This is a genomic window from Pseudomonas sp. PONIH3, assembly GCF_002934345.1.
In the GTDB taxonomy this organism is placed as follows: Bacteria; Pseudomonadota; Gammaproteobacteria; order Pseudomonadales; family Pseudomonadaceae; genus Aquipseudomonas; species Aquipseudomonas soli.
The window spans coordinates 777,239-796,484 of sequence record NZ_CP026386.1; the positions used below are offsets into that span (position 1 = coordinate 777,239).

Here is a 19,246-nt window from a genome sequence, read left to right on the forward strand (position 1 = left end):
CACGCCATGTCCCTTGTTCGGGTTGGGCGCCCTGCCAACCGGCCAGCGCGACAATGCCTTTGAATCGGAGTGTCAACATGTCAGTCCCCGAAAAGAATCCTCCACTACTACCCAGCGTAACCCGCTCGACTTCGCCTGAAGAGATCGTGCAACTCAGCGATCAGGTCGGCGCGGTCATCATCCGCAACTTCATGACCCCCGAACAGGTAAAGCGGATCAACCAGGAGGTCGACGCCCCACTCAAGGCCTTGGACGCAGGTTCCAAGCACGAACACGAGCTGATCGTCGAGTTCCATGGCCGACAGACCAAACGGCTGACCAACCTGGTAACCCACAGCAAGACCTTCCGCGAGGAAATCCTCGATGACGACCTGTTCCACGAATTAGGGCGCGTGCTCTATCAGTCGGACGCTGGCGACTGGTGGCTGACCACCGCGCAACTGATTGAAATCGGCCCGGGCAACAAAGCACAGATGCTGCACCGTGACATGGCCCAGTACTACCCCTACGTTGCCATGAACAAGCATGCGCCGCGGGCCATCGCCAACCTGATGCTGGCACTGACCGACTTCACCGAAGAAAACGGCGCTACGCGTCTCATCCCCGGGAGCCAGGATTGGGATGATTTCGGAAACGTCGGCACCCCGGAAATGACCATCCCTGCGGTGTTGAACGCAGGCGATGCGGTACTGTTCGGCGGCAAGGTCGTCCATGGTGGTGGCGCCAACGTGACCGCCGGTGAGTTCCGCCGGGGCCTGACCATTCCACTGCAGGCTTCGATCCTCACCCCGGAAGAGGCTTATCCGTTGATCGTGCCGCTGGAGGTGGTCAGGACGCTTTCTGCGCGCGTGCAGAAGATCATCGGCTTCCGCTCACAGTATCCTGCGGGCAGCCCAGGCCTGTGGCAGCATAACTACGCTGACCTGGCGGACCATCTGCAGCTGTAACGCGATTGATCGATTCGGGGGACGGACCACCTGCCCCCGGATATGCCTGCTTGGTCAGTAATGCCCTGCCCACTGCTCGACCGCGTCCTACCCTCTCTCAAGTGGTTGATGATTGGCATTCGGCCTGGGTCGTTCTGCGACCCAAGCCATGATCAGTTCGTCGGTTAACGCCTCACTTCTGGTACGGCATCACGCCACGGCGCGAGAACAGCACAGGCGTACCCTGTGCATCGAGCAGCACCGCCGTCAGCGACAAGTCATCCGCCGACTGCTTTTCCTGGAAATGCCGCCCGCCATCCTCGCTCAGCATCATCAGCCCATCCAGCCCGACCACCAGCACTCGGGAACCCGCTACCGCCATTGCGGTGACGGAACCTTTACCGTGGGTAGGCAATCTGCGCCATCCCTTCCCTTCCTTTGTACCCTGCAGCAACGTGCCTCGCTGACCGCCGAGCAAGAGGCTGCCGTCATCCAGGACAGCCCCCGACCACAAGCTGCCTGCGTAGCCGGTATCCAGGTAACCCCAGCTTTTGCCTTGGTCCTCGGAGTGCAGTAGCTGCCCATGCTCGGCGGTGGCGTACAGCGTGCCGTGGCTGCCGGCAAACAGCCCCATCAGGTTGAGATCGGCCTTCCTGGCACCCGGGGGCGGCGGCAACGATTGCTCGGTCCAGGTCTTGCCACCATCTTCGGTGATCAGCAGCAACGACCACAGCCCCACGGCAACGCCCTGTTGGGCGTTGAAGAAATGCACGTCGAACAGCGGTCGATCTACGTCGCTGGACAAGCGCTGGATTTGCCACGACTCGCCACCGTCGGCGGTGGCCAGGATCGCCCCCCAATGGCCAACCGCCCAGCCACGCTGGGCGTCGACGAAAGACACACCTGTCAGTTGGGTCGACACCGGTACCGAACGTGCCTGGCGAAAGCGCTTGCCCTGATCGTCCGACAGCAAGACCACGCCGTGGTCGCCGACCGCGACCACGCGCTCCCCGGCCCACACGGCATCCAGCATGGTCGCTTGCGTGGCATTGCTCGCCTGCACGGCAGGCACTGTCTGCAAGGGCTCGGCCCGAGCAGACAGCAACGGCAATGTCGCGGCGAGCACCGCCGCGATCAATGAACCCCTGAATCGCATGTTTCTCTCCTCAGTGCAGCAGCGCGCCGATCATGCGCACGGGGCGCTTGCGCGGGAATACCCGCTCCAGCCAGACCGCGAATGCCGGCAGTACGGTCATGGCCATGACCATGTTGACGATGAACATGAAGGCCAGCAGCTTGCCCATGTCCGCCTGGAACTTCAGGTCGGAGAACGCCCAGGTGGCCACGCCCACCGCCAGGGTGATCGCGGTGAAGATGGTGGCCACGCCCACTTCGAGCAACGCGTGCTCGACCGCTTTGGTGATCGACTGGCCATGGGCCAGGTGCAACTGCAGGCGGTTGTAGATGTAGAAGGCGTAGTCGACGCCGATGCCCACGGCCAACACCATCACCGGCAAGGTGGCGATGGTCAGGCCGATCTGCAGCTCCTTCATGAACCAGTAGCCAATGAATGTACCGATGGTCAACGGCAGGCAGCACACCAGCACCGCGCGCAGGTCGCGGTAGACCGCGAATACCAGCAACGCGATCGCGGCATAGACATACAGCAGCATGGGCGTCTCGCTCTTCTCCACCTCCTCGTTGATGGCCGCCAGGACACCGGCGTTACCCGAGGCGAGGCGGATCGCCAGGCCCGGTTGCGAATACTCGCTACGAAACGCCTTGACCGCCTCCACCACCCGGTTGATCGTCGTGGCCTTGTGATCAGCCAGGTACAGGTGCACGGCGGACATGCTGCAATCGGTACGCACCAGTCCAGGGGTGCGCGCCACCTCGGTAGCCAGCGCCGCGTAGTTCATCGGGTCGATGGGCACCACGGCCATCTTCGGGTTGCCTTCGTTGTAGCCCTCGTTGAACTGGCGCAGGTTGCTGGAGAACGACGCTACCGACAGCACGCCAGGCACGCCCTGCATGGCCCAGACGAAACGGTCCTGGTACTGGCCCGCAGCGACATCCTCGCACGTCGCCGGCACGCCTTCGCCAGCCTCCCCCGGTTTGGCTTCGAACACCACGCTGAGCCAATCCAGCCCGATGTCATAGTTGTTGGCGATGGACACGGCGTCGCGGTTGAAGCGCGAATCCTCGCGCAACTCCGGGGCCCCGGCCTGCAACGAGCCGACGACACGGTCATGGCTTTGCCAGATCGCCACCAGAAAGATCACCAGCGCCACGCCCAGGACCCACTGCGCGTTGCGCCACTCGGCCAGCCGCGACAGGCCACGCAGCCAGCGGGTACGGCGCTGCCGGGAAATTTCCTGGGCCGCCGCGTACTCGTCGTCGACCCGCAGCATGGACGCCAGCAAAGGCAGCATCAGCAGGTTGGTGATGATCTTGTAGGCCACTCCGAGCGATGCGGTGATCGCCAGTTCCCGCACCATCGGGATCGGGATCAGCAGCAGCGTCACGAAAGACACCAGTGCAGTCACCAGTGCCAGCGTTCCCGGGATCAGCAAGCCGGTGAAGCTCGAGCGTGCCGCCGCTTCGGCGCTCTTGCCGGTGGCGATCTCGCGGACAATGAAGTTGATCTGCTGCACGCCATGGGACACCCCGATGGCAAACACCAGGAACGGCACCAGCACCGCCAGCGGGTCGAGGCCATAGCCCAGCAAGCGCAGACTGCCGAATTGCCAGACCAACGAGGCCAGAGAACACACCAGCGCCAGCAAGGTGAAGCGCAGTGAATGGCAATACCAGTACACCGCCGCCGCGGTCAGCAGCAGCGCCAGCAAGCAGAACTCCAGCACCGCCGAAGCGCCGTCGGCGATGTCGCCGATCTGCTTGGCGAAGCCGATGATCTGCACTTCGAAATCGCCATCTTCGAACTGCTGGCGTAGCTCTTTTTCCAGGCGGTGATTGAACGCGACATAGTCCAGATGCGTCCCATCGGCCTCGTACTCGTTGAGCTCCGCGGTGATCATCGCGCTGCTCTGGTCACGCGACACCAGGGTGCCGATGAAGCCCCCTTGCGCGGTGGAGTTGGCGATCGAGGCGATGACCTGGTCGTTCAGGTGCTCGGGCGAAACCGTGCCCGGCACCAGCGGATCGGCGCGAAAGCCTTCTTCGGTAATCTCGTTGACGAAGGCATTGGGCGTCCACAACGAGCGCACGCTGCTGCGCGAGATCCCCGGCAGGAAGCTGATCGCCTGGGTCACCTCATACAGTCGCTTCAGCCCAGGGGCGCTCCAGATATCACCTTTGCGAGCCTTGACCACGATGGTCAGGCGATTGGCGCCCATCAGGTCGTTGCGGTACGTCTCGAAGGTCTGGATGTATTCATGGCCGACCGGCAACTGTTTTTCGAAGCCGGCGTCCATACGCAACTGCACCGCGAACCAGGCCATGACCAGGGTGAACACGGCCAGGCCCGCCAGCACCAGCCGCCGATGTCCGAACAAGACCCGCTCGACGCGTGGCAACACGCCACGCGCCTGGATCCCTGTCAGTTTTACAGAACCGTTCACAGGAGGCCTCACAAGGTACGGGAGATCGCGATGCCGACATAATCGCGGTCACGATACAGCTGGTCGTAAGGGGTATCCCCGCCCATGAACTTGGCGTAGTTCAGGGACACCTGCCAGCTGGCCGGGTTGCGCACGAAATTCAGGTAGAAGTTCATGCTGCTAGCGTCCTTGGTAAAGGTGGCCGTGAGGTTCGGTGTACGCCCGCTCAGCGAGCGTGCGTAGAACACCCCCGGGGTGACCTGCCAGCCCGGCAGCAAGGTGCCGTCATAGGTCATGCTGAAGTCCAGGTTGATGCCCGACGAGGTCTTGTCGCCACGCGACTTCGGCGCGGTCGCAGGGTCCAGCTGCCAGGCATTGAGGCCGGCGGCGAGCGGCTCGCCGTTGACCTGGTCATGTAGCCCCGGGTACTTGATGACCACAAGTTCGGTGAGCAAGGTACCAGTGCTTGCGCCAGTGAAATCCAGCAGCGTCGGCGAGTTGGACGGCGTGAAGCTGTAAAGGCCGGTCAGGTGCCACTGGAACTTCTTCTCGTCCTTCCAGCATTTGCCGCCATTGCTCGAACACAGGTCGACGACCGGGTTGAGCATCACCGAATCCTTAGGCCGGTAGGACAGCTCGGTACCGACGGCCCAGTCGCCGATCGGCATGTTGGCGCTGACGCCATACATCATCCGGTCTTCCTGGTAGCGCCAGGAGGGTGCGGCGGCAAAGGTGTCCGGGTCGAGAATATCCACGCGCAACGACGGCGTCTTGTCGTGGTAGCGCATCACGTAGAAGCCATAGTTGACGTCGCTGTCCTCCGGTTGCCAGCGCAGCGAAAGGCCCCACTGGCCGCTGTCCCGGGCTTTGTTCTCGGAGAACCCGTACTCGCCCCTGCCCTCGCCGAGCGCGTTGGTGGTGGACCAGTAGCTGCCCACCGGCGGCAGCTCGCTCTTGTTCCAGCGGAATTGATAGTAGGCCTCGACGTTGACCCCCGAGCCCAGTCCGGAGGCGACACTGAGCATCGGCGCCGGCAGCACGGCCTCCTTGAGCTGCACCCCCGGACGGGCCAGGGCTTGATAGTCGTAGGCGTTGGTATTGTTGATACCCCCAGCCACGAACAGGCTCTCGCCCCAGTTGATCACCTGGTTACCCAGGCGCGCCCGGACACGCTGCTCGCCCACGTCAAAGCCTTTGCTCACCCACAGATCGAGCAGGCGAGCCTTGAAGGCGAGATCGTCGCGAGCATCTTTGCCAAGGCCGCTGCTGCCGATGCTTTCAGGGGTGTTGAACGAGCGCGTGCCAGTGGTATCGGTGGCCGCGAAGTCACGGATCCAGGTACCGCGCGCCATGAAGGTGACGTCCTCGGGCATCTTCAGCAACAGCTCGTGGGTACCCTTGAGATAGTTGGTGAACATGTCGCCGCGGTCGTAGTTCAGGTCGCCCTGATCCGCAACGCCCGAGCTCTGCGCCAGGCAGCCGGACGGCACATTGTGCCCGGTGGCCCCCTGGTTGATCAGGTTGCAGCCGCGCGACTCCGTACGTACGCCCATGCCGGCGGTGATGGTGGAGTCGAACGAACCATTGAGGGTTTCGGTTTCGAAGGTGAACCCCATTGCCAGTGGGGTGGTGCACACGATGACAAGGCCTGATGCTTTGCTAATTATTCTTTTCATTCTGGCTCTCGATCTGACGTCGTTCTTTAGCGTTCGCTGATGGCTCGCAGGTTATCGGAGGTGTAGAAATCGCGTTTCAGGCGTGGGCTGCTACCTTCATCGGTGAGCCAGCGGATATCGTTCTTGCCAGCTCCGACCGAGGTCATGTCGAACAGGTAGCGGCCATTGACCAGGTTGTACTGGACCTGGGCCTGCACATCGCAAGTGCCGGTTTCGTACACGGGGATCGAGAAGCCTTCACGCACTTTCCAGATCTGTCCTTGCTTGTCGTAATCGACAGCCAGCAGCGGGTTCCAGCTATCCTCGTCGATGTAGAACATGCGTTTTGGCGCCTGGTGGCGCATGCCCTGGCGCACATTGGCTTCGACCACCCAGACCCGATGCAACTCGTAGCGGCGCGCCTGCGGCGCGATTGAATCGTTGCCGGCGAACGCCTCCACCTTGGCGGCGGTGTCATAGGCACCGAAGGCGTTGTAAGGCACCAAAAGCTCCTGTTTACCGACCAGTTTCCAGTCAAAGCGGTCCATGGTGCCGAAGAAGACGTTCGCCTCATCGACGTTGTACTGGTTGTCCAACCCGATCTGCGGCGCGTCGTAGGAATACGACGGCATGCGCCGCACGCGACGCTGGCCAGGGAAGTAGTAGAACGTCGTGGCCTGCTCGCCGGCGACAGCCGTCTGCACCCCTGCCTGCCCAGCCAGCGCCGCTGGCTCCCGATAACTGGAGAACGTGGCATTTTCCAAACGGCCAGTTGCGGAAAAGAGTTCACTGCCTTTCTTTCCCCACGGCGTGAAGAAGAAGGTATCCGACGACTGGCGTAACCACTCCCCGCCCTTGCGCGGCGAGATGCCTGAAATGCTTTTTGGAATTTCTACACCAAGGCCGCGATAGCGCATCTTCATGTTCCACATCACCTCAGCACCAGTGCTGGGCAGAGGGAACGGGATGCCGGGTACGTGAGCCTCTACGAGGGCAACCCCTGAAGGGTCGAGCTTGGCGAAGCCAAGGTTCTGCCGTGTGTTATCCGCCACGAAGTCCGGCACGCCGCAGCTGCGTCGGGTCGGATAGACCTCCATGCGGTAGCCCGGAATCTTCTTGAACAGTTCAAGCTGACCCGGGGACAGCTTGCTCGCGTACTGCGCCACGTTGCTCGCATCGATGCTGTAAAGGGGCTTATCGCTCCTGAACTTCCAGTGCTCGGCGCGCATCTGGCCGTAACTCCAGCCCTCCCCTTGTGGCCCCGGCGTGGACCACGCCGGAATATCCCCGCTTGAATTGGCGGCCACCTCACCGCCCAGTGGCGTCAGTTCGGAACCCAGCTTCTGGGCGCCCTGAGACGCGGCCTGCACCGAGCAAATCGCGCCCGATACAGCAAGGGTAATCAGCAACTGCCTGAACATTCGGCGGGTAGAAACATCGCGTTCACGCACTGTGGATACTTTTTTCATAATAGGCTCCTCGGAAAAGGGCCTGCACCGGCAACCCAACCTTTGACAAGGAATTCGGCACCTATCGCAAGCTGATCAACTGACATGATCATATGACCATGTCGGTTGATCATGAAGCAAAGCATATGCCAGAACTCTTCACGCCATCATTAGTTGATATAAATCAGCCAGTTAGTCACAACACGCTTTAGATAAGCTACGAACACCTGCCCTTTAATGGGAAATAAAGGAACAAGTGTTACCAGTGCACGCCCATTCCTGGCGCATTTAAGGCACCGCTTGCAGCCACCAGCCCTATGTCCAAGCGCGCCCTAAACATAAATTTACGCCAAAAAAAACCGCCCCTAGAGGCGGTTGAAACGGCAGGCTCCTGGCCCGCCATGGAGTAACTTCATAGACTGAAACAGCCGAATAAACACGGTCTACTCAAAGCGCGCAAGATGCCGCCTTAGTTGGATTTTACTGGCGCGCTCAAGCGCACCATAGGCATAGAATGACTGCACGATCGAGTACGACCACGTCAGAAAAGCCAGCGTCATGAAAACCATCTTTGTGTCATCGCCCGCAATCGGGAAGAAATCATAGCGCAATGCTATCGTCAATCCCGCCACACCACTCAAAGTGGTGGCCAGCGCATGCAGAAGCTCACCGGCACGACACAGCCGCCAGACAAAATAGGCCAGGTAGGTCGTGTAGACCAACCACATCCCTACATAAAAATAAGGGAGGAAGGCCTTGAACGAGGCCGACATAAAGTAAATGGCCGCGACCACGAAGCCAGCCAGGAATAGCAAAATGTCACTCACCGGAGACGGCTTGTAGTCATGCGTAACCGACATCAAACCGAGCGTTGCAATCACAGGAATCCCAACACCTCGAGAAAAGGCATCAAGAAACATGGCGACGTTATAATTAGCCTGCCAACCGGTAACGATAAAGACCGCGAAATTTGTCGCCGATATTCCTACAATCAAAAACTCTCCACCGATTAGATAGTTTCCTCTCCCGAAAAATGCCACCCCATAGAACAGACCGCAGATAATTAGCAGTACACATGAGACCAGGATGCCCACTTCTATCAGTTGCACGAAAACAACCTCTTAATCTGGAGGGCGACACCATATTGTCATTCGACAGAGTTCCGTAGGTCAATGGACACCATGGGCCACCTGGAAAATGCTGGCTAAGTTACTGACCTGCTCCAGCAACTGCATTTATAGGGGCAGGTCAGCCAACCGTTAGTTGACCAGGGCCCTCAGGTCACTATCAATTTCCTTTAGCACTTCTGGCGAAATCAATCCGCCAGAGTATTTCGCCGCTGTCACCAAGGCAAAGCCGCGGGCCATGCCAATTTGCGGATGCTTACTGATACCGGGCACGTGCTTTTCAAGTACCTGGCTCGTATTGTTGTTATCCAGCAATTCGCCTACTTTCGAGTCGATTGAAAACGCCATGGTCTTATCTCCTTGGTTGCGCCCTGTCGGGCAGAAATTCAATACGCAGCCAGCCGTGCAAGCCCAAGCACTCAGAAGTCTTTCCCTGGTTCGGAAAAGGCAGGCATGCCCAGGAGCTCCTGCGGGTCACGCATCTGACCATCGATTTCCACCCAGCCCAGCAGCGTAGAGCTCACACTCCAACCCAGAAGGCGCTGCATTTCTGCAGGAAGTTGGCGAATCCGTTCAATGGGGATGGAAAGGAAGTGATTCTCTTCAAGGCGCAGGATGGCCAAGTCGTAGGCCATGGTCAGGCCAGTCCGAGGAGACGACGTGGTATTGGCGCCACCGCCGTGATAGACCGAGCCCAGCCACAGCAGCGCAGAGCCTGCCTTCATCTCAGCGGCGATGGTTTCTTCCTGGGTCGGCATGCGCTCGTCATCCCATTGATGACTACCCGGAATCACTCGCGTCGCCCCGTTTTCTTCGCTGAAATCCGAGATGGCCAGCATCATCTGCAGGCGGGCCTCGCGTCCGAACTGGGGATGTCGCCACAGCGAAGTGGCGTCGTCTCGATGCAAGGGCTGCAGGCCTTGGCCTGGCCCGATTTGAATGGCCTGGGTAATGCTGAGTTGAATGTCAGGCGCCATTTCGATGCGGTCGCTGCCCACCCATACATGGGTTGGTGTCTGAAGAATCTGCCTGGCCGCGCCGATGAACAATGGGTTTAGTGCAACCTCCACCGCGATGTCGCTTCGACCGATGATGCGACCGACACGGCGCGTCTGCGTACCGGCGAAATAGGGGTCTTCTCCGCAGGGCGTGACATTCAAGTAGGTGTCCAGCTCCTCGGCGAGGCACTTGAGCGTCTCTGGCGAGACGAAATCGGAAATGATGACCCCGCCGTCACGCCGGATGATTTCCACCACCTGTTCAACCGACGAGTCACCACTGACCGTCGAGAGTTTTCGTGTATCCATCTGCCTTCTACCTGTCCGGTTTTGTCATTGTTCTGTCCAGCGAGCCCGGGCAACGGCGTCGTCTCACCGGAGCCGCCAGCACAGTCACCTCTTGCGCCACTACCGAAGCCCTTGATCACCTGCTCGGCGTTGCCATGATTATTTAATATAGTCATTTGATCAAGTCATTTGATCTAGGTTTTTTGTAACCCTCCCGCGGCCGCCTCGACCTCAGTGAAATCCAGCGCTCGGCATTCGTTACTGGCAATGACCACATACCGGCCGCCAAGGTGCGGACACAAACGGCTCCATCCACCCATCTCATGGAACAGGCAATGACTTTGCGATAGCATTCGTCACCGCCGACGCCGGCACCGGCGGTTGGCGCAATGCCGACAAGGGAGAACGCTGAATGGCTCGGATAGGCGCAGAAGAACGCAGACAGGATTTCATTGAAGCGACCATCAAGGTGATCGCGGAACATGGCATAGCCAACGCCACGACGCGGCGCATCGCGGCAGCTGCGGATTCACCGCTGGCATCGCTGCATTATGTTTTTCACACCAAGGAGGAGTTGTTCTATTCGGTCTACGAGTCTTTGATCAACATGCCACAGCAATCGCTGCAGGCGCCGGCAGACGCCCTCCCCGCCGACTCGGTGGGAGATATGCTGCGCCAACTGGTCAAGTGGTTCATCGCGCACCCCGAACGGGCCATCACACAATTCGAGCTCTTCTTCTGGAACCTGCGTAACGATCCGCAGATGGCAGCCAAGATCTATATCGTTTCCCTCGAAGCGACTCAGCAGGCCATCCAGAAGGCAACCGGCGATGCGCTGGACCATGCCGCACGGACCACTGTCAGTCGGCTACTGATCAACCTCTTCGATGGCTTACTGCTCTCCTGGACCGCCCACGGCGACCCCGAACGCCTGGAAGCGGAGACAGAAACGGCCTGCAAGGCGGTCAGGCTGCTGGTGGAAAGCTACTGAGAGGCCATCCAGAGATGCCGTGCTCCGGTGCGACGCGGCAATCCTGGATACATAGGGCCCGATAGATAGAACCACAGGGGCTTCTTGCAGCATTAGCAGTCCCCTTCTCCCAGAACGACTCCCCCCACGCGTTGGCCGGCGCCCTCGCAGTCACTCAAAGTTCAAATCATCCCAAAAAAAAGACTTCGCGGTGCATTTTGCACCTTGTACCGGGCAATCGGCCACCTCATCATGGTCAAATGATCAAGTCAAAAGATCAGTCTCTACAACACTAGAATAGGAGGCGACATGTCCTCGCACACTGCTCTTCCGGTTGAGCCGCTCGACATTTTGATCATTGGAGCCGGTGTGTCTGGCATCGGCGCGGCGGCCTATCTGCGACGCCAGCAACCCGACAGGACGTTCGCAATTCTCGAGTCCCGCGAACGCATGGGCGGCACCTGGGACCTGTTCCGTTATCCCGGCATCCGCTCCGACTCGGACCTCTACACCTTCGGTTTCGACTTCAAGCCCTGGACCAAGGCGAAATCCCTGGCGGATGCCGCGGACATTCTCGAGTACCTGCGCGAAGCCATCGACGAGTACCAGCTGGAGCCGTTCATCCAGTACCAGCAGAAAGTCGTCTCGGCCAACTGGCAAAGCGACAGAGGCCTGTGGGCAGTGCGCATCGAGGAAGGCCAGACGGCTCAGGTGCGTACGGTCGAATGCCGCTGGCTATTCAGTGCCGGTGGCTACTATCGCTATGATCAGGGCTTCACCCCCCGCTTCGAGGGCACCGAGCAGTTCAAGGGCCAGATCGTTCACCCGCAACACTGGCCGGAGAACCTCGACTATGCGGGCAAGCGCGTGGTCGTCATCGGCAGTGGCGCGACCGCGGTAACGCTGATTCCGGCCATGGCAGACAAGGTCGCCAGCATCACCATGCTGCAGCGCACGCCTTCCTACATCATCAATCAGCCGGCCACCGACGGGGTTGCCGCGTTCCTGCGCAAGGTCCTGCCGGCGCAAACCGCCTATTCCCTGACGCGCTACAAGAACGCCAAGATCACCTTGGCGTTCTGGGGCTTCTGCCAGCGTTTCCCCAAGCTCTCGAAAAAACTGCTGCTGTGGCTGACCCGCAAGGAGTTGCCGAAGGACTACCCGGTCGACGTGCACTTCAACCCACCCTACAACCCGTGGGACCAGCGTCTGTGCTCGGTGCCCGAGGGCGACCTGTTCAAAGCCATCAGTACCGGCAAGGCCGACATCGTCACCGACCATATCGAGCGCTTCACCGAGTCCGGCGTATTGCTCAAATCGGGCAGGACGCTGGAGGCCGACATCATCGTCACGGCCACCGGGCTCAACGTACAAATGTTCGGTGGCATCACCCTGCACAAGGACGGCAAGCCGGTGGTGCTCAACGAGACCCTGGCCTACAAAGGCATGATGCTCTCCGGCGTGCCCAACTTCGCTTTCGCGGTGGGCTACACCAACTCGTCCTGGACCTTGAAGGTCTGCCTGCTGTGCGACCACTTCTGCCGCCTGCTCGGTTTCATGGCGCGCGAAGGCTACAACGTCTGCGAGCCAAAGGCGCCGGCCGGGATCGAAACCCGCCCTCTGCTGGACTTTGGTGCCGGCTATGTGCAGCGCGCGCTCGACAGCGTGCCGCGGCAGGGGCCGTGTGAGCCCTGGGTGATGTCGATGGACTACTTCCGCGATATCAAACTGCTGCGCCGCGGCACAGTGGCGGAAAAGTGCCTCAGCTTCAGCAGCGTACCGAACGTGCCGGTGCATGCCGGCGTCGAACTGCAACAGCCAGGTAGCCGCCGATGAGCCGTGATCGCTTCTGCGAGCTACCGGGCAAAGGCAAGCTCTGCTATCGCAGCTACGGTGTCGAGGGTGCCCCGGCGGTCCTGCTCATCGTCGGCCTCGGGCTGCAGCTTACCTACTGGCCGCAAGCGCTGATCGCCGGGCTGGTCGAGCAAGGGCTGCAGGTCATCACGCTGGACAACCGTGACTCGGGCAGGTCGTTCTTCACCGACGTGACGCCCCCCACGACCCTGCAGCAATTCCTGCGCAAGCGCACCGCCGGCTATGACCTGGCCGACATGGCCAACGACGTCATCGGCTTGATGGACGGCTTGCAGCTGCAAACAGCGCATGTCGTGGGAATGTCGATGGGCGGCATGATCGCGCAGACCCTCGCGGCACGTTATCCGCAGCGGGTCAGGACCCTCACATCGATCTTTTCCACCACGGGTTCCCTGCGCGTCGGCCAGCCGGCGCTCAAGGCCCTTCTGCAGTTGCTGCGCCGCCCGCCGCGCAGCGAGAAGGAAAGCGTTCGCGACTACGTGGACATCATGCGCGTGATCGGCTCCACCCTCGAGTGGAACGAGCCGGCCTTGCGTGAGTATGCCCAGCTGGCCTGGGAGCGAGGCGGTGGCGAGGCGAGCAACCTCGGTACCGCCAGGCAGATCGGCGCAATCATCAACTCCGCCGACCGTACCGAGGAGCTGCAGCGGATTCGTTGCCGCACCTTGGTCATCCATGGGGAAAAAGACCTCATGGTCGCCACCAGCGGTGGCTACGCCACGGCGGCGGCGATCCGTGGCTCCAGCCTGGTGTTGCTGCCCGGGATGGGGCATGACTTTCCGGCTTGCCTGTCCACCACGCTGCTGTCCCTGCTGACGGGGCACTTGCGTTAACAACAATTTTCTTTAGGGGCGTGCAGCTTGGCCGCCCCTCTTTTTATTCCGCTGGAGGCCTTTAGCGACACGTTGCAACACCACCCAAAACAACAACATACCGGCTTGCGCCAAAGCGCCAGGCCACACATCACACGCCTGAGCGGCCGACCGCGACCAGGCGCGGGTGCTCCTCCACTGCCCTTTCGACAATGACAACAATTGAGCAAGAGGTACGTATGGAATTCAAATTCTTACTCCCCAGCAAGATCGTGATGGAACCTGGCCTGCGCGAGCGCACCGGTGAACATCTCCAGGGCCTTGGCCTGGCGCGGGTGCTGATCGTGACTGATGCCGGGGTCAAGGCTGCGGGGCTGCTGGACAGCATCTATGCCAGCCTGGACAGGGCAGAAATTGCTTACGAAGAAGTCGCGGACATCAAGGCCAATCCACGCAGCGAAGACATCAACCGGACGGCGCAGCAATATCGGGGCAAAGGCATCGACGGCCTGCTGGCGGTGGGTGGCGGCAGCGCGATGGACGCGGCCAAGGCCATCAGCCTGCTGCTTACCCACGACGGGCGGATCGAGGACTACGAAGGGTCGTTCACCCTCAAGCACGCCATACCGCCGATCATCGCCATCCCGACCACCGCAGGTACCGGCAGCGAAGTGACGTGCTTCTCGGTGATCACCGACACTGCCCGCCATTTCAAGATGAGCGTCCATGATTACCGCGTCGGCCCCGTGTTGGCGCTGCTCGACTCCCGTATCCTCGACACCCTGCCCGCGTCGATTGCCGCCGCCACCGGCATGGATGCCCTGACCCATGCCATCGAGGCGTACACCTGCCGCGTTTCGAACCCGATCAGTGATGGCCTGGCATTGCATGCCATCCGCCTGATCAGCCAGCACCTCAAGGCGGTCGTACTGGAGCCAGACAATCAAGAGGCGCGCGAGCAGATGTTGGTGGCCAGCCTGATCGCCGGCATGGCATTCGGCAACGCTGACGTCGGCAGCGTGCACTGCATCTCCGAGTCAATTGGCGGCATGTACGACACCCCGCACGGCGTCGGCAACGCGATCTTCCTGCCCTTCGTCTTTGGCCACAACCGCGATGCCGACATCCTGCGCCACGCCCAGGTGGCCTACGCCCTGGGGATCGACCCGACGCTGGCGCCGGCCGCCGCCGCCGAGGCCGCCGTGGATCATCTGTTCCAGATGAGCAAGGACCTGGGCATCCCCTCCTTCGCCGAGGTCAAGGGCGTGCGCGAGGAGGACTTCCAGGCCATCGCCGAAAAATCCAAGCAGAACTTCTCGGACGCCAGCAATGCCAAGGCGATGTCCGTCGAGGCTTATCACGACATCATCACCACCGCTTACCACTTCGTCGCGTAGGAGGGCTGCGTCATGAGTCATTCAACCTCCAGCGCCTCGTTGAGGCGCACCTTGGGGCCGTTCTCGGTGCTGCTGTTCGGCCTGGCGTTCCTTGCCCCGCTGATCGTCTTCGGCACCTACGGCGTGATCACCCAGGCCAGCGGCAACACCACGGCGATGGCCTACCTGATCGCGGCGACCGGGGTGGTGTTCACCGCGTTGAGCTACGGGCGGCTGGTCAGGGTATTCCCGGTAGCCGGTTCGGCCTATACCTACACCCGCAAGATGCTCAATGCCAATCTCGGGTTCATGGTGGGCTGGGCCGCCCTGCTCGATTACTTCTTCATCCCGATGCTGATCTGGCTGCTCGGTGCCAGCTACCTCAACATGGCCTTTCCAGAGGTCCCGCAGTGGGTGTGGATCAGCGGCTTCATCGTTTCCACTTCACTGCTCAATGTCCTTGGCATCCAGGTCGCCAACCGCTTCAACGTGCTGTTGATGGCGGCGCAACTGGCGATCATCGTCGTGTTCCTGGGCCTGTGCATGCACTACATCGTGGCGGCGAACGGCCCTGGCGGGCTGCTGTCGGCCAAGCCGTTCTTCAATCAGGACGTGCCCTTCGCCACCAGCATGGCCGGCGCCGCCATTGCCGCCTACTCGTTCCTGGGCTTCGACGCGCTGTCCACGCTGAGCGAGGAGACCCGAGAGCCGGGCCGGACGCTGCCACGCGCCATCCTGCTGGTCGCGTTGATCGGCGGCTCGGTGTACGTGGGCTCCTCGTACTTCATGTACCTGGCCCATCCCTCCCCCAGCTTCGAGCAGGTGGACGGAGCCGCCTTCGAGATCGCCCGGATGATCGGCGGCGATGTGTTCTTCGCCGTGGTGCTGGCGGGGATCATCATCGCCCACTTTGCCGCGGGCATGTCGTTCCAGGCCAGCGTGGGACGGCTGCTCTATGCCCTCGGCCGGGACAACCAGCTGCCGCGCAAGGTGTTCGGTGTCCTGCATCCGCGCTTCAAGACCCCGGCCTTCAACATCCTGCTCTGCGGCGTTTTCGGCACGGCGGGTTTTGCCTTGACGATCGCCACCGCGACGTCGCTGGTCAACTTCGGCGCGTTTGTCGCTTTCACCGCCGTCAATCTGTGTGCATTGCGGCTCACCTTCGATGCCCGGGTCAAGGATGGCGCCGGCCTGCTGCGGGGCGTGCTGTTCCCGCTCATCGGCTTGGTCACGGCCGGGTGGATGCTGATCAGCCTGGATAAAGACGCGCTGATCATGGGCAGTTGCTGGCTTGGCCTGGGGTTGATCTACCTCGCCTGCCGCACCAGCTTCTTCCGCAGCCCGGTACCTGAGGCATTGGTGTAGCGACGCCGTTCCAATCGAGTGCTCTGACGACAATCACAAGGCCGGCCTTTGGCCGCGCCGTTAAATGGCGAGAATCGACATGCAAAGCAAACTTCTGATCAATGGTGCCCTGGTAGCCGGCGAAGGCGACGAGCTGGCCGTGTACAACCCCTCCCTGGGCAGCGTCCTGGTGCAAACCAACGAGGCCAGCCAAGCCCAGGTCGATGCCGCGGTGCACAGCGCCGATGCGGCCTTCGAAGCCTGGTCGCAAACCCCGCCCAAGGACCGCGCAGCCCTGCTGCTCAAGCTCGCCGACAGCATCGATGCCCAGGCACCGGAGTTCGCGCGCCTGGAAGTCGACAACTGCGGCAAGCCTTACACCGCCGTGCTGCAGGACGAGCTGCCGGCGGTGTCGGACGTGTTCCGCTTCTTCGCCGGCGCCGTGCGCTGCCTGCAAGGTTCGGCCGGGGGCGAGTACATCCCGGGGCACACCTCGATGATTCGTCGCGATGCGGTCGGCGTGGTCGCCTCCATCGCGCCGTGGAACTATCCCTTGCTGATGGCGGCCTGGAAACTCGGCCCGGCCTTGGCCGGCGGCAACACCGTGGTGCTGAAACCCTCGGAGCACACGCCGATGACCACTTTGAAACTCGGCGAACTGCTGGCCGAGATCTTCCCTGCCGGCGTGGTCAACATCGTCCATGGTCGGGGGGCCACGGTCGGTGAGCCGCTGACCAGCCATGCCAAGGTGCGCATGGTGTCGCTGACCGGCTCCGTACGTACCGGCAGCCGGATCATCGAGGGCACCGCCGACAGCGTCAAACGCATGCACATGGAATTGGGTGGCAAGGCCCCCGTGCTGATCTTCGACGATGCCGATATCGACGCGGCCGTCGAAGGCATTCGTGCCTTTGGCTTCTACAACGCAGGCCAGGACTGTACCGCCGCCTGCCGCCTGTATGTGCAGAAGTCGGTCTACCCCGAGTTCGTGCGCAAGCTCGGTGAGGCCGTGGCCAGCATCAAGTGCGGGCTGCAGGATGATCCCTCGACCGAGATGGGGCCATTGATCACCGAAGAGCACCTGGGTCGCGTCGAAGGCTTCGTCAAGCGTGCCCGGGAAGTGCCTCATATCGAGGTCGTCACTGGTGGCAAGCGCGCCGCAGGTAGCGGGTTCTTCTTCGAACCGACGGTCCTGGCCGGTGCCCGCCAGGATGACGAGGTGGTGTGCCGGGAGATCTTCGGCCCGGTGGTGACAGTCTCGTCGTTCGAGGACGAAGCCCAGGCGCTGGCCTGGGCCAATGACTCCGACTACGGCCTGGCCTCTTCGGTGTGGACCGCCGATGTCGGCCGCGCCCATCGCCTGGCCGCGCGCCTGCAATACGGCTGCACCTGGGTCAATACCCATTTCATGCTGGTGAGCGAGATGCCCCATGGCGGCGTGAAGCTGTCCGGCTACGGCAAGGACCTGTCCATGTATGGCCTGGAAGACTACACCGTGGTGCGCCACGTGATGTTCAAGCACTGATAGCGCCAAGCAAATGTTGCCCGATCACTTCAAGAGGTTATGCATGAACAACATCGAGACATTCGAACGGCTCGAGTCCAACGTGCGGATGTATTGCCGCGATCTGCCGCTGGTCTTCGATACTGCCCAGGGCAGCAAGATCCGCGGCGAGGATGGCCGCGAGTACCTGGACTTCTTTGCCGGCGCCGGTGCCCTGAACTACGGCCACAACGACCCGCGCATGCGCGATGCGCTGATCGCGTACCTGTCGGCCAACGGCGTGACCCATGCCCTGGACCTGCACACCACCACCAAGCGGCAGTTCCTCGAGTCGCTGGAACGCGACCTCTTCAAGCCGCGCGGCTGGGACTACAAGGTGCAGTTCACCGGCCCGACCGGCGCCGATGCCGTCGAGGCGGCATTGAAGCTGGCGCGCAAGGCGACCGGGCGGAGCAAGATCGTGTCGTTCTATGGTGCCTACCACGGCATGACGGCTGGTGCGCTGGCGGTCACTGGCAACCGCACCCGGCGCGGTCCGGGGCTGTCCACCGACGTGGTGTTCGTGCCCTACGAAGACAGCCCTTACGGCGCCTTCGACAGCATCGGCTTCCTCGAGCGCCTGGCCAACGACCAGGGCAGCGGCTCGGAGCTGCCAGCGGCGGTGATCGTCGAATCGGTGCAGATCCAGGCCGGCGTCTACCCCGCCTCCAATCAGTGGTTGCAAGCCTTGCGCCAATGGACCCGTGCACACGGGGTGTTGCTCATCTGCGACGAGATCCAGGCTGGCTGCGGCCGCACCGGTGACTTCTTCGGCTTCGAGCGCTCCGGGGTGGTCCCTGACCTGATCACCTGCGCCAAATCGATCGGTGGCTACGGCCTGCCCATGGCCATCGTGTTGATCGGCGCCGGGCTGGATGTCTGGGAGCCGGGCGATCATATCGGCACCTTCCGCGGCAACCAGTTGGCGTTCCTTACCGCCCAGATTGCCCTCGGCTATTGGCGCGACGAGCAGTTCCTGAAGTTGCTGGCCGCCAACTGCGCGGCCATGGAACGCGCGGTCGCCGGCTACGCCGAGATTCCAGGGGTCGCCTCGGCGCGCTGCCGCGGCATGATCGCCGGCATCGATTTCGGCCGCAGCAACGTAGCCTTGGCCAAGGATGCCCAGCAGCGCGTGCTGCAGGCGGGCGTGCTGGTCGACCGCTGCGGGCCGAACGGCGAGATCATCAAGCTGATGCCACCGGTGAACACCCCGACCGAGCAGCTCGAACAGGGTCTCAAGGCGTTCGGCGAAGCGGTCGCGGCAGCGCTTGGTCAGTAACCGCAGGATCCTGCCGTGCGTCCCGTGACGATCCACGGGGCGCAG

General features: G+C 61.6%; 15 protein-coding genes. 8 read left to right on the top strand and 7 right to left on the bottom strand.

The genetic code is table 11. The features are described from left to right. Window positions 1-77: 77 nt before the first annotated feature. Complete coding sequence (locus C3F42_RS03415; RefSeq protein ID WP_031314477.1) at window positions 78-947, top strand: phytanoyl-CoA dioxygenase family protein; 870 nt, start codon at window positions 78-80, stop codon at window positions 945-947. A 172-nt stretch (window positions 948-1,119) separates the two neighbouring features. Here C3F42_RS03415 and C3F42_RS03420 read toward each other — a convergent pair whose 3' ends face one another. The 7 genes from C3F42_RS03420 to C3F42_RS03450 all read right to left on the bottom strand — a co-directional run bounded on the left by C3F42_RS03420 (window position 1,120) and on the right by C3F42_RS03450 (window position 10,023). Then, entirely contained in the window at window positions 1,120-2,082 is a 963-nt protein-coding gene (locus C3F42_RS03420; protein WP_094011203.1) for a YCF48-related protein, read from the bottom strand. A gap of 10 nt (window positions 2,083-2,092) precedes the next feature. After that, window positions 2,093-4,507 carry an RND family transporter gene (locus tag C3F42_RS03425; RefSeq protein ID WP_094011202.1) on the bottom strand — a complete coding sequence of 805 codons (2,415 nt, stop codon included), beginning with the start codon at window positions 4,505-4,507 and terminating at the stop codon, window positions 2,093-2,095. An 8-nt stretch (window positions 4,508-4,515) separates the two neighbouring features. Further along, window positions 4,516-6,102 (bottom strand): DUF1302 domain-containing protein, encoded by a 1,587-nt coding sequence (locus C3F42_RS03430; protein ID WP_094011201.1) that lies wholly within the window; start codon window positions 6,100-6,102, stop codon window positions 4,516-4,518. 86 nt (window positions 6,103-6,188) lie between these two features. Beyond that, the gene (locus C3F42_RS03435) at window positions 6,189-7,610 is read right to left on the bottom strand and encodes a DUF1329 domain-containing protein (RefSeq protein ID WP_104443966.1); all 1,422 of its coding nucleotides are present in this window, start codon (window positions 7,608-7,610) and stop codon (window positions 6,189-6,191) included. Window positions 7,611-8,032: 422 nt separating this feature from the next. Next, a complete protein-coding gene (locus tag C3F42_RS03440) occupies window positions 8,033-8,683 on the bottom strand; it encodes a hypothetical protein (RefSeq protein WP_094011255.1) in 651 nt (216 codons plus the stop codon). A 165-nt stretch (window positions 8,684-8,848) separates the two neighbouring features. Then, window positions 8,849-9,064: a hypothetical protein gene (locus C3F42_RS03445; protein WP_023628923.1), complete on the bottom strand. Its 216-nt coding sequence runs from the start codon at window positions 9,062-9,064 to the stop codon at window positions 8,849-8,851. Between the two features lie 71 nt (window positions 9,065-9,135). Beyond that, window positions 9,136-10,023: a phytanoyl-CoA dioxygenase family protein gene (locus C3F42_RS03450; RefSeq protein ID WP_023628924.1), complete on the bottom strand. Its 888-nt coding sequence runs from the start codon at window positions 10,021-10,023 to the stop codon at window positions 9,136-9,138. Window positions 10,024-10,414: 391 nt separating this feature from the next. Here C3F42_RS03450 and C3F42_RS03455 point away from each other — a divergent pair, with 391 nt between their 5' ends. From C3F42_RS03455 to C3F42_RS03485, 7 genes are all read left to right on the top strand, one after another. Then, a complete protein-coding gene (locus C3F42_RS03455) occupies window positions 10,415-10,993 on the top strand; it encodes a TetR/AcrR family transcriptional regulator (protein WP_023628925.1) in 579 nt (192 codons plus the stop codon). A gap of 288 nt (window positions 10,994-11,281) precedes the next feature. After that, window positions 11,282-12,808, top strand: a complete 1,527-nt coding sequence (locus C3F42_RS03460) for an NAD(P)/FAD-dependent oxidoreductase (protein WP_023628926.1) — start codon at window positions 11,282-11,284, stop codon at window positions 12,806-12,808. Continuing rightward, complete coding sequence (locus C3F42_RS03465; RefSeq protein ID WP_023628927.1) at window positions 12,805-13,680, top strand: alpha/beta fold hydrolase; 876 nt, start codon at window positions 12,805-12,807, stop codon at window positions 13,678-13,680. Before C3F42_RS03460 ends, C3F42_RS03465 begins: the two co-directional genes overlap by 4 nt. 218 nt (window positions 13,681-13,898) lie before the next feature. Next, window positions 13,899-15,056, top strand: coding sequence for an iron-containing alcohol dehydrogenase (locus tag C3F42_RS03470; RefSeq protein ID WP_094011199.1), 1,158 nt, complete (start codon window positions 13,899-13,901; stop codon window positions 15,054-15,056). Between the two features lie 12 nt (window positions 15,057-15,068). Next, entirely contained in the window at window positions 15,069-16,400 is a 1,332-nt protein-coding gene (locus C3F42_RS03475) for an APC family permease (RefSeq protein ID WP_023631752.1), read from the top strand. A gap of 79 nt (window positions 16,401-16,479) precedes the next feature. After that, window positions 16,480-17,904, top strand: coding sequence for a gamma-aminobutyraldehyde dehydrogenase (locus C3F42_RS03480; RefSeq protein WP_104443967.1), 1,425 nt, complete (start codon window positions 16,480-16,482; stop codon window positions 17,902-17,904). Between the two features lie 43 nt (window positions 17,905-17,947). Then, a complete protein-coding gene (locus C3F42_RS03485; protein WP_104443968.1) occupies window positions 17,948-19,201 on the top strand; it encodes an aspartate aminotransferase family protein in 1,254 nt (417 codons plus the stop codon). Window positions 19,202-19,246: the final 45 nt, after the last annotated feature.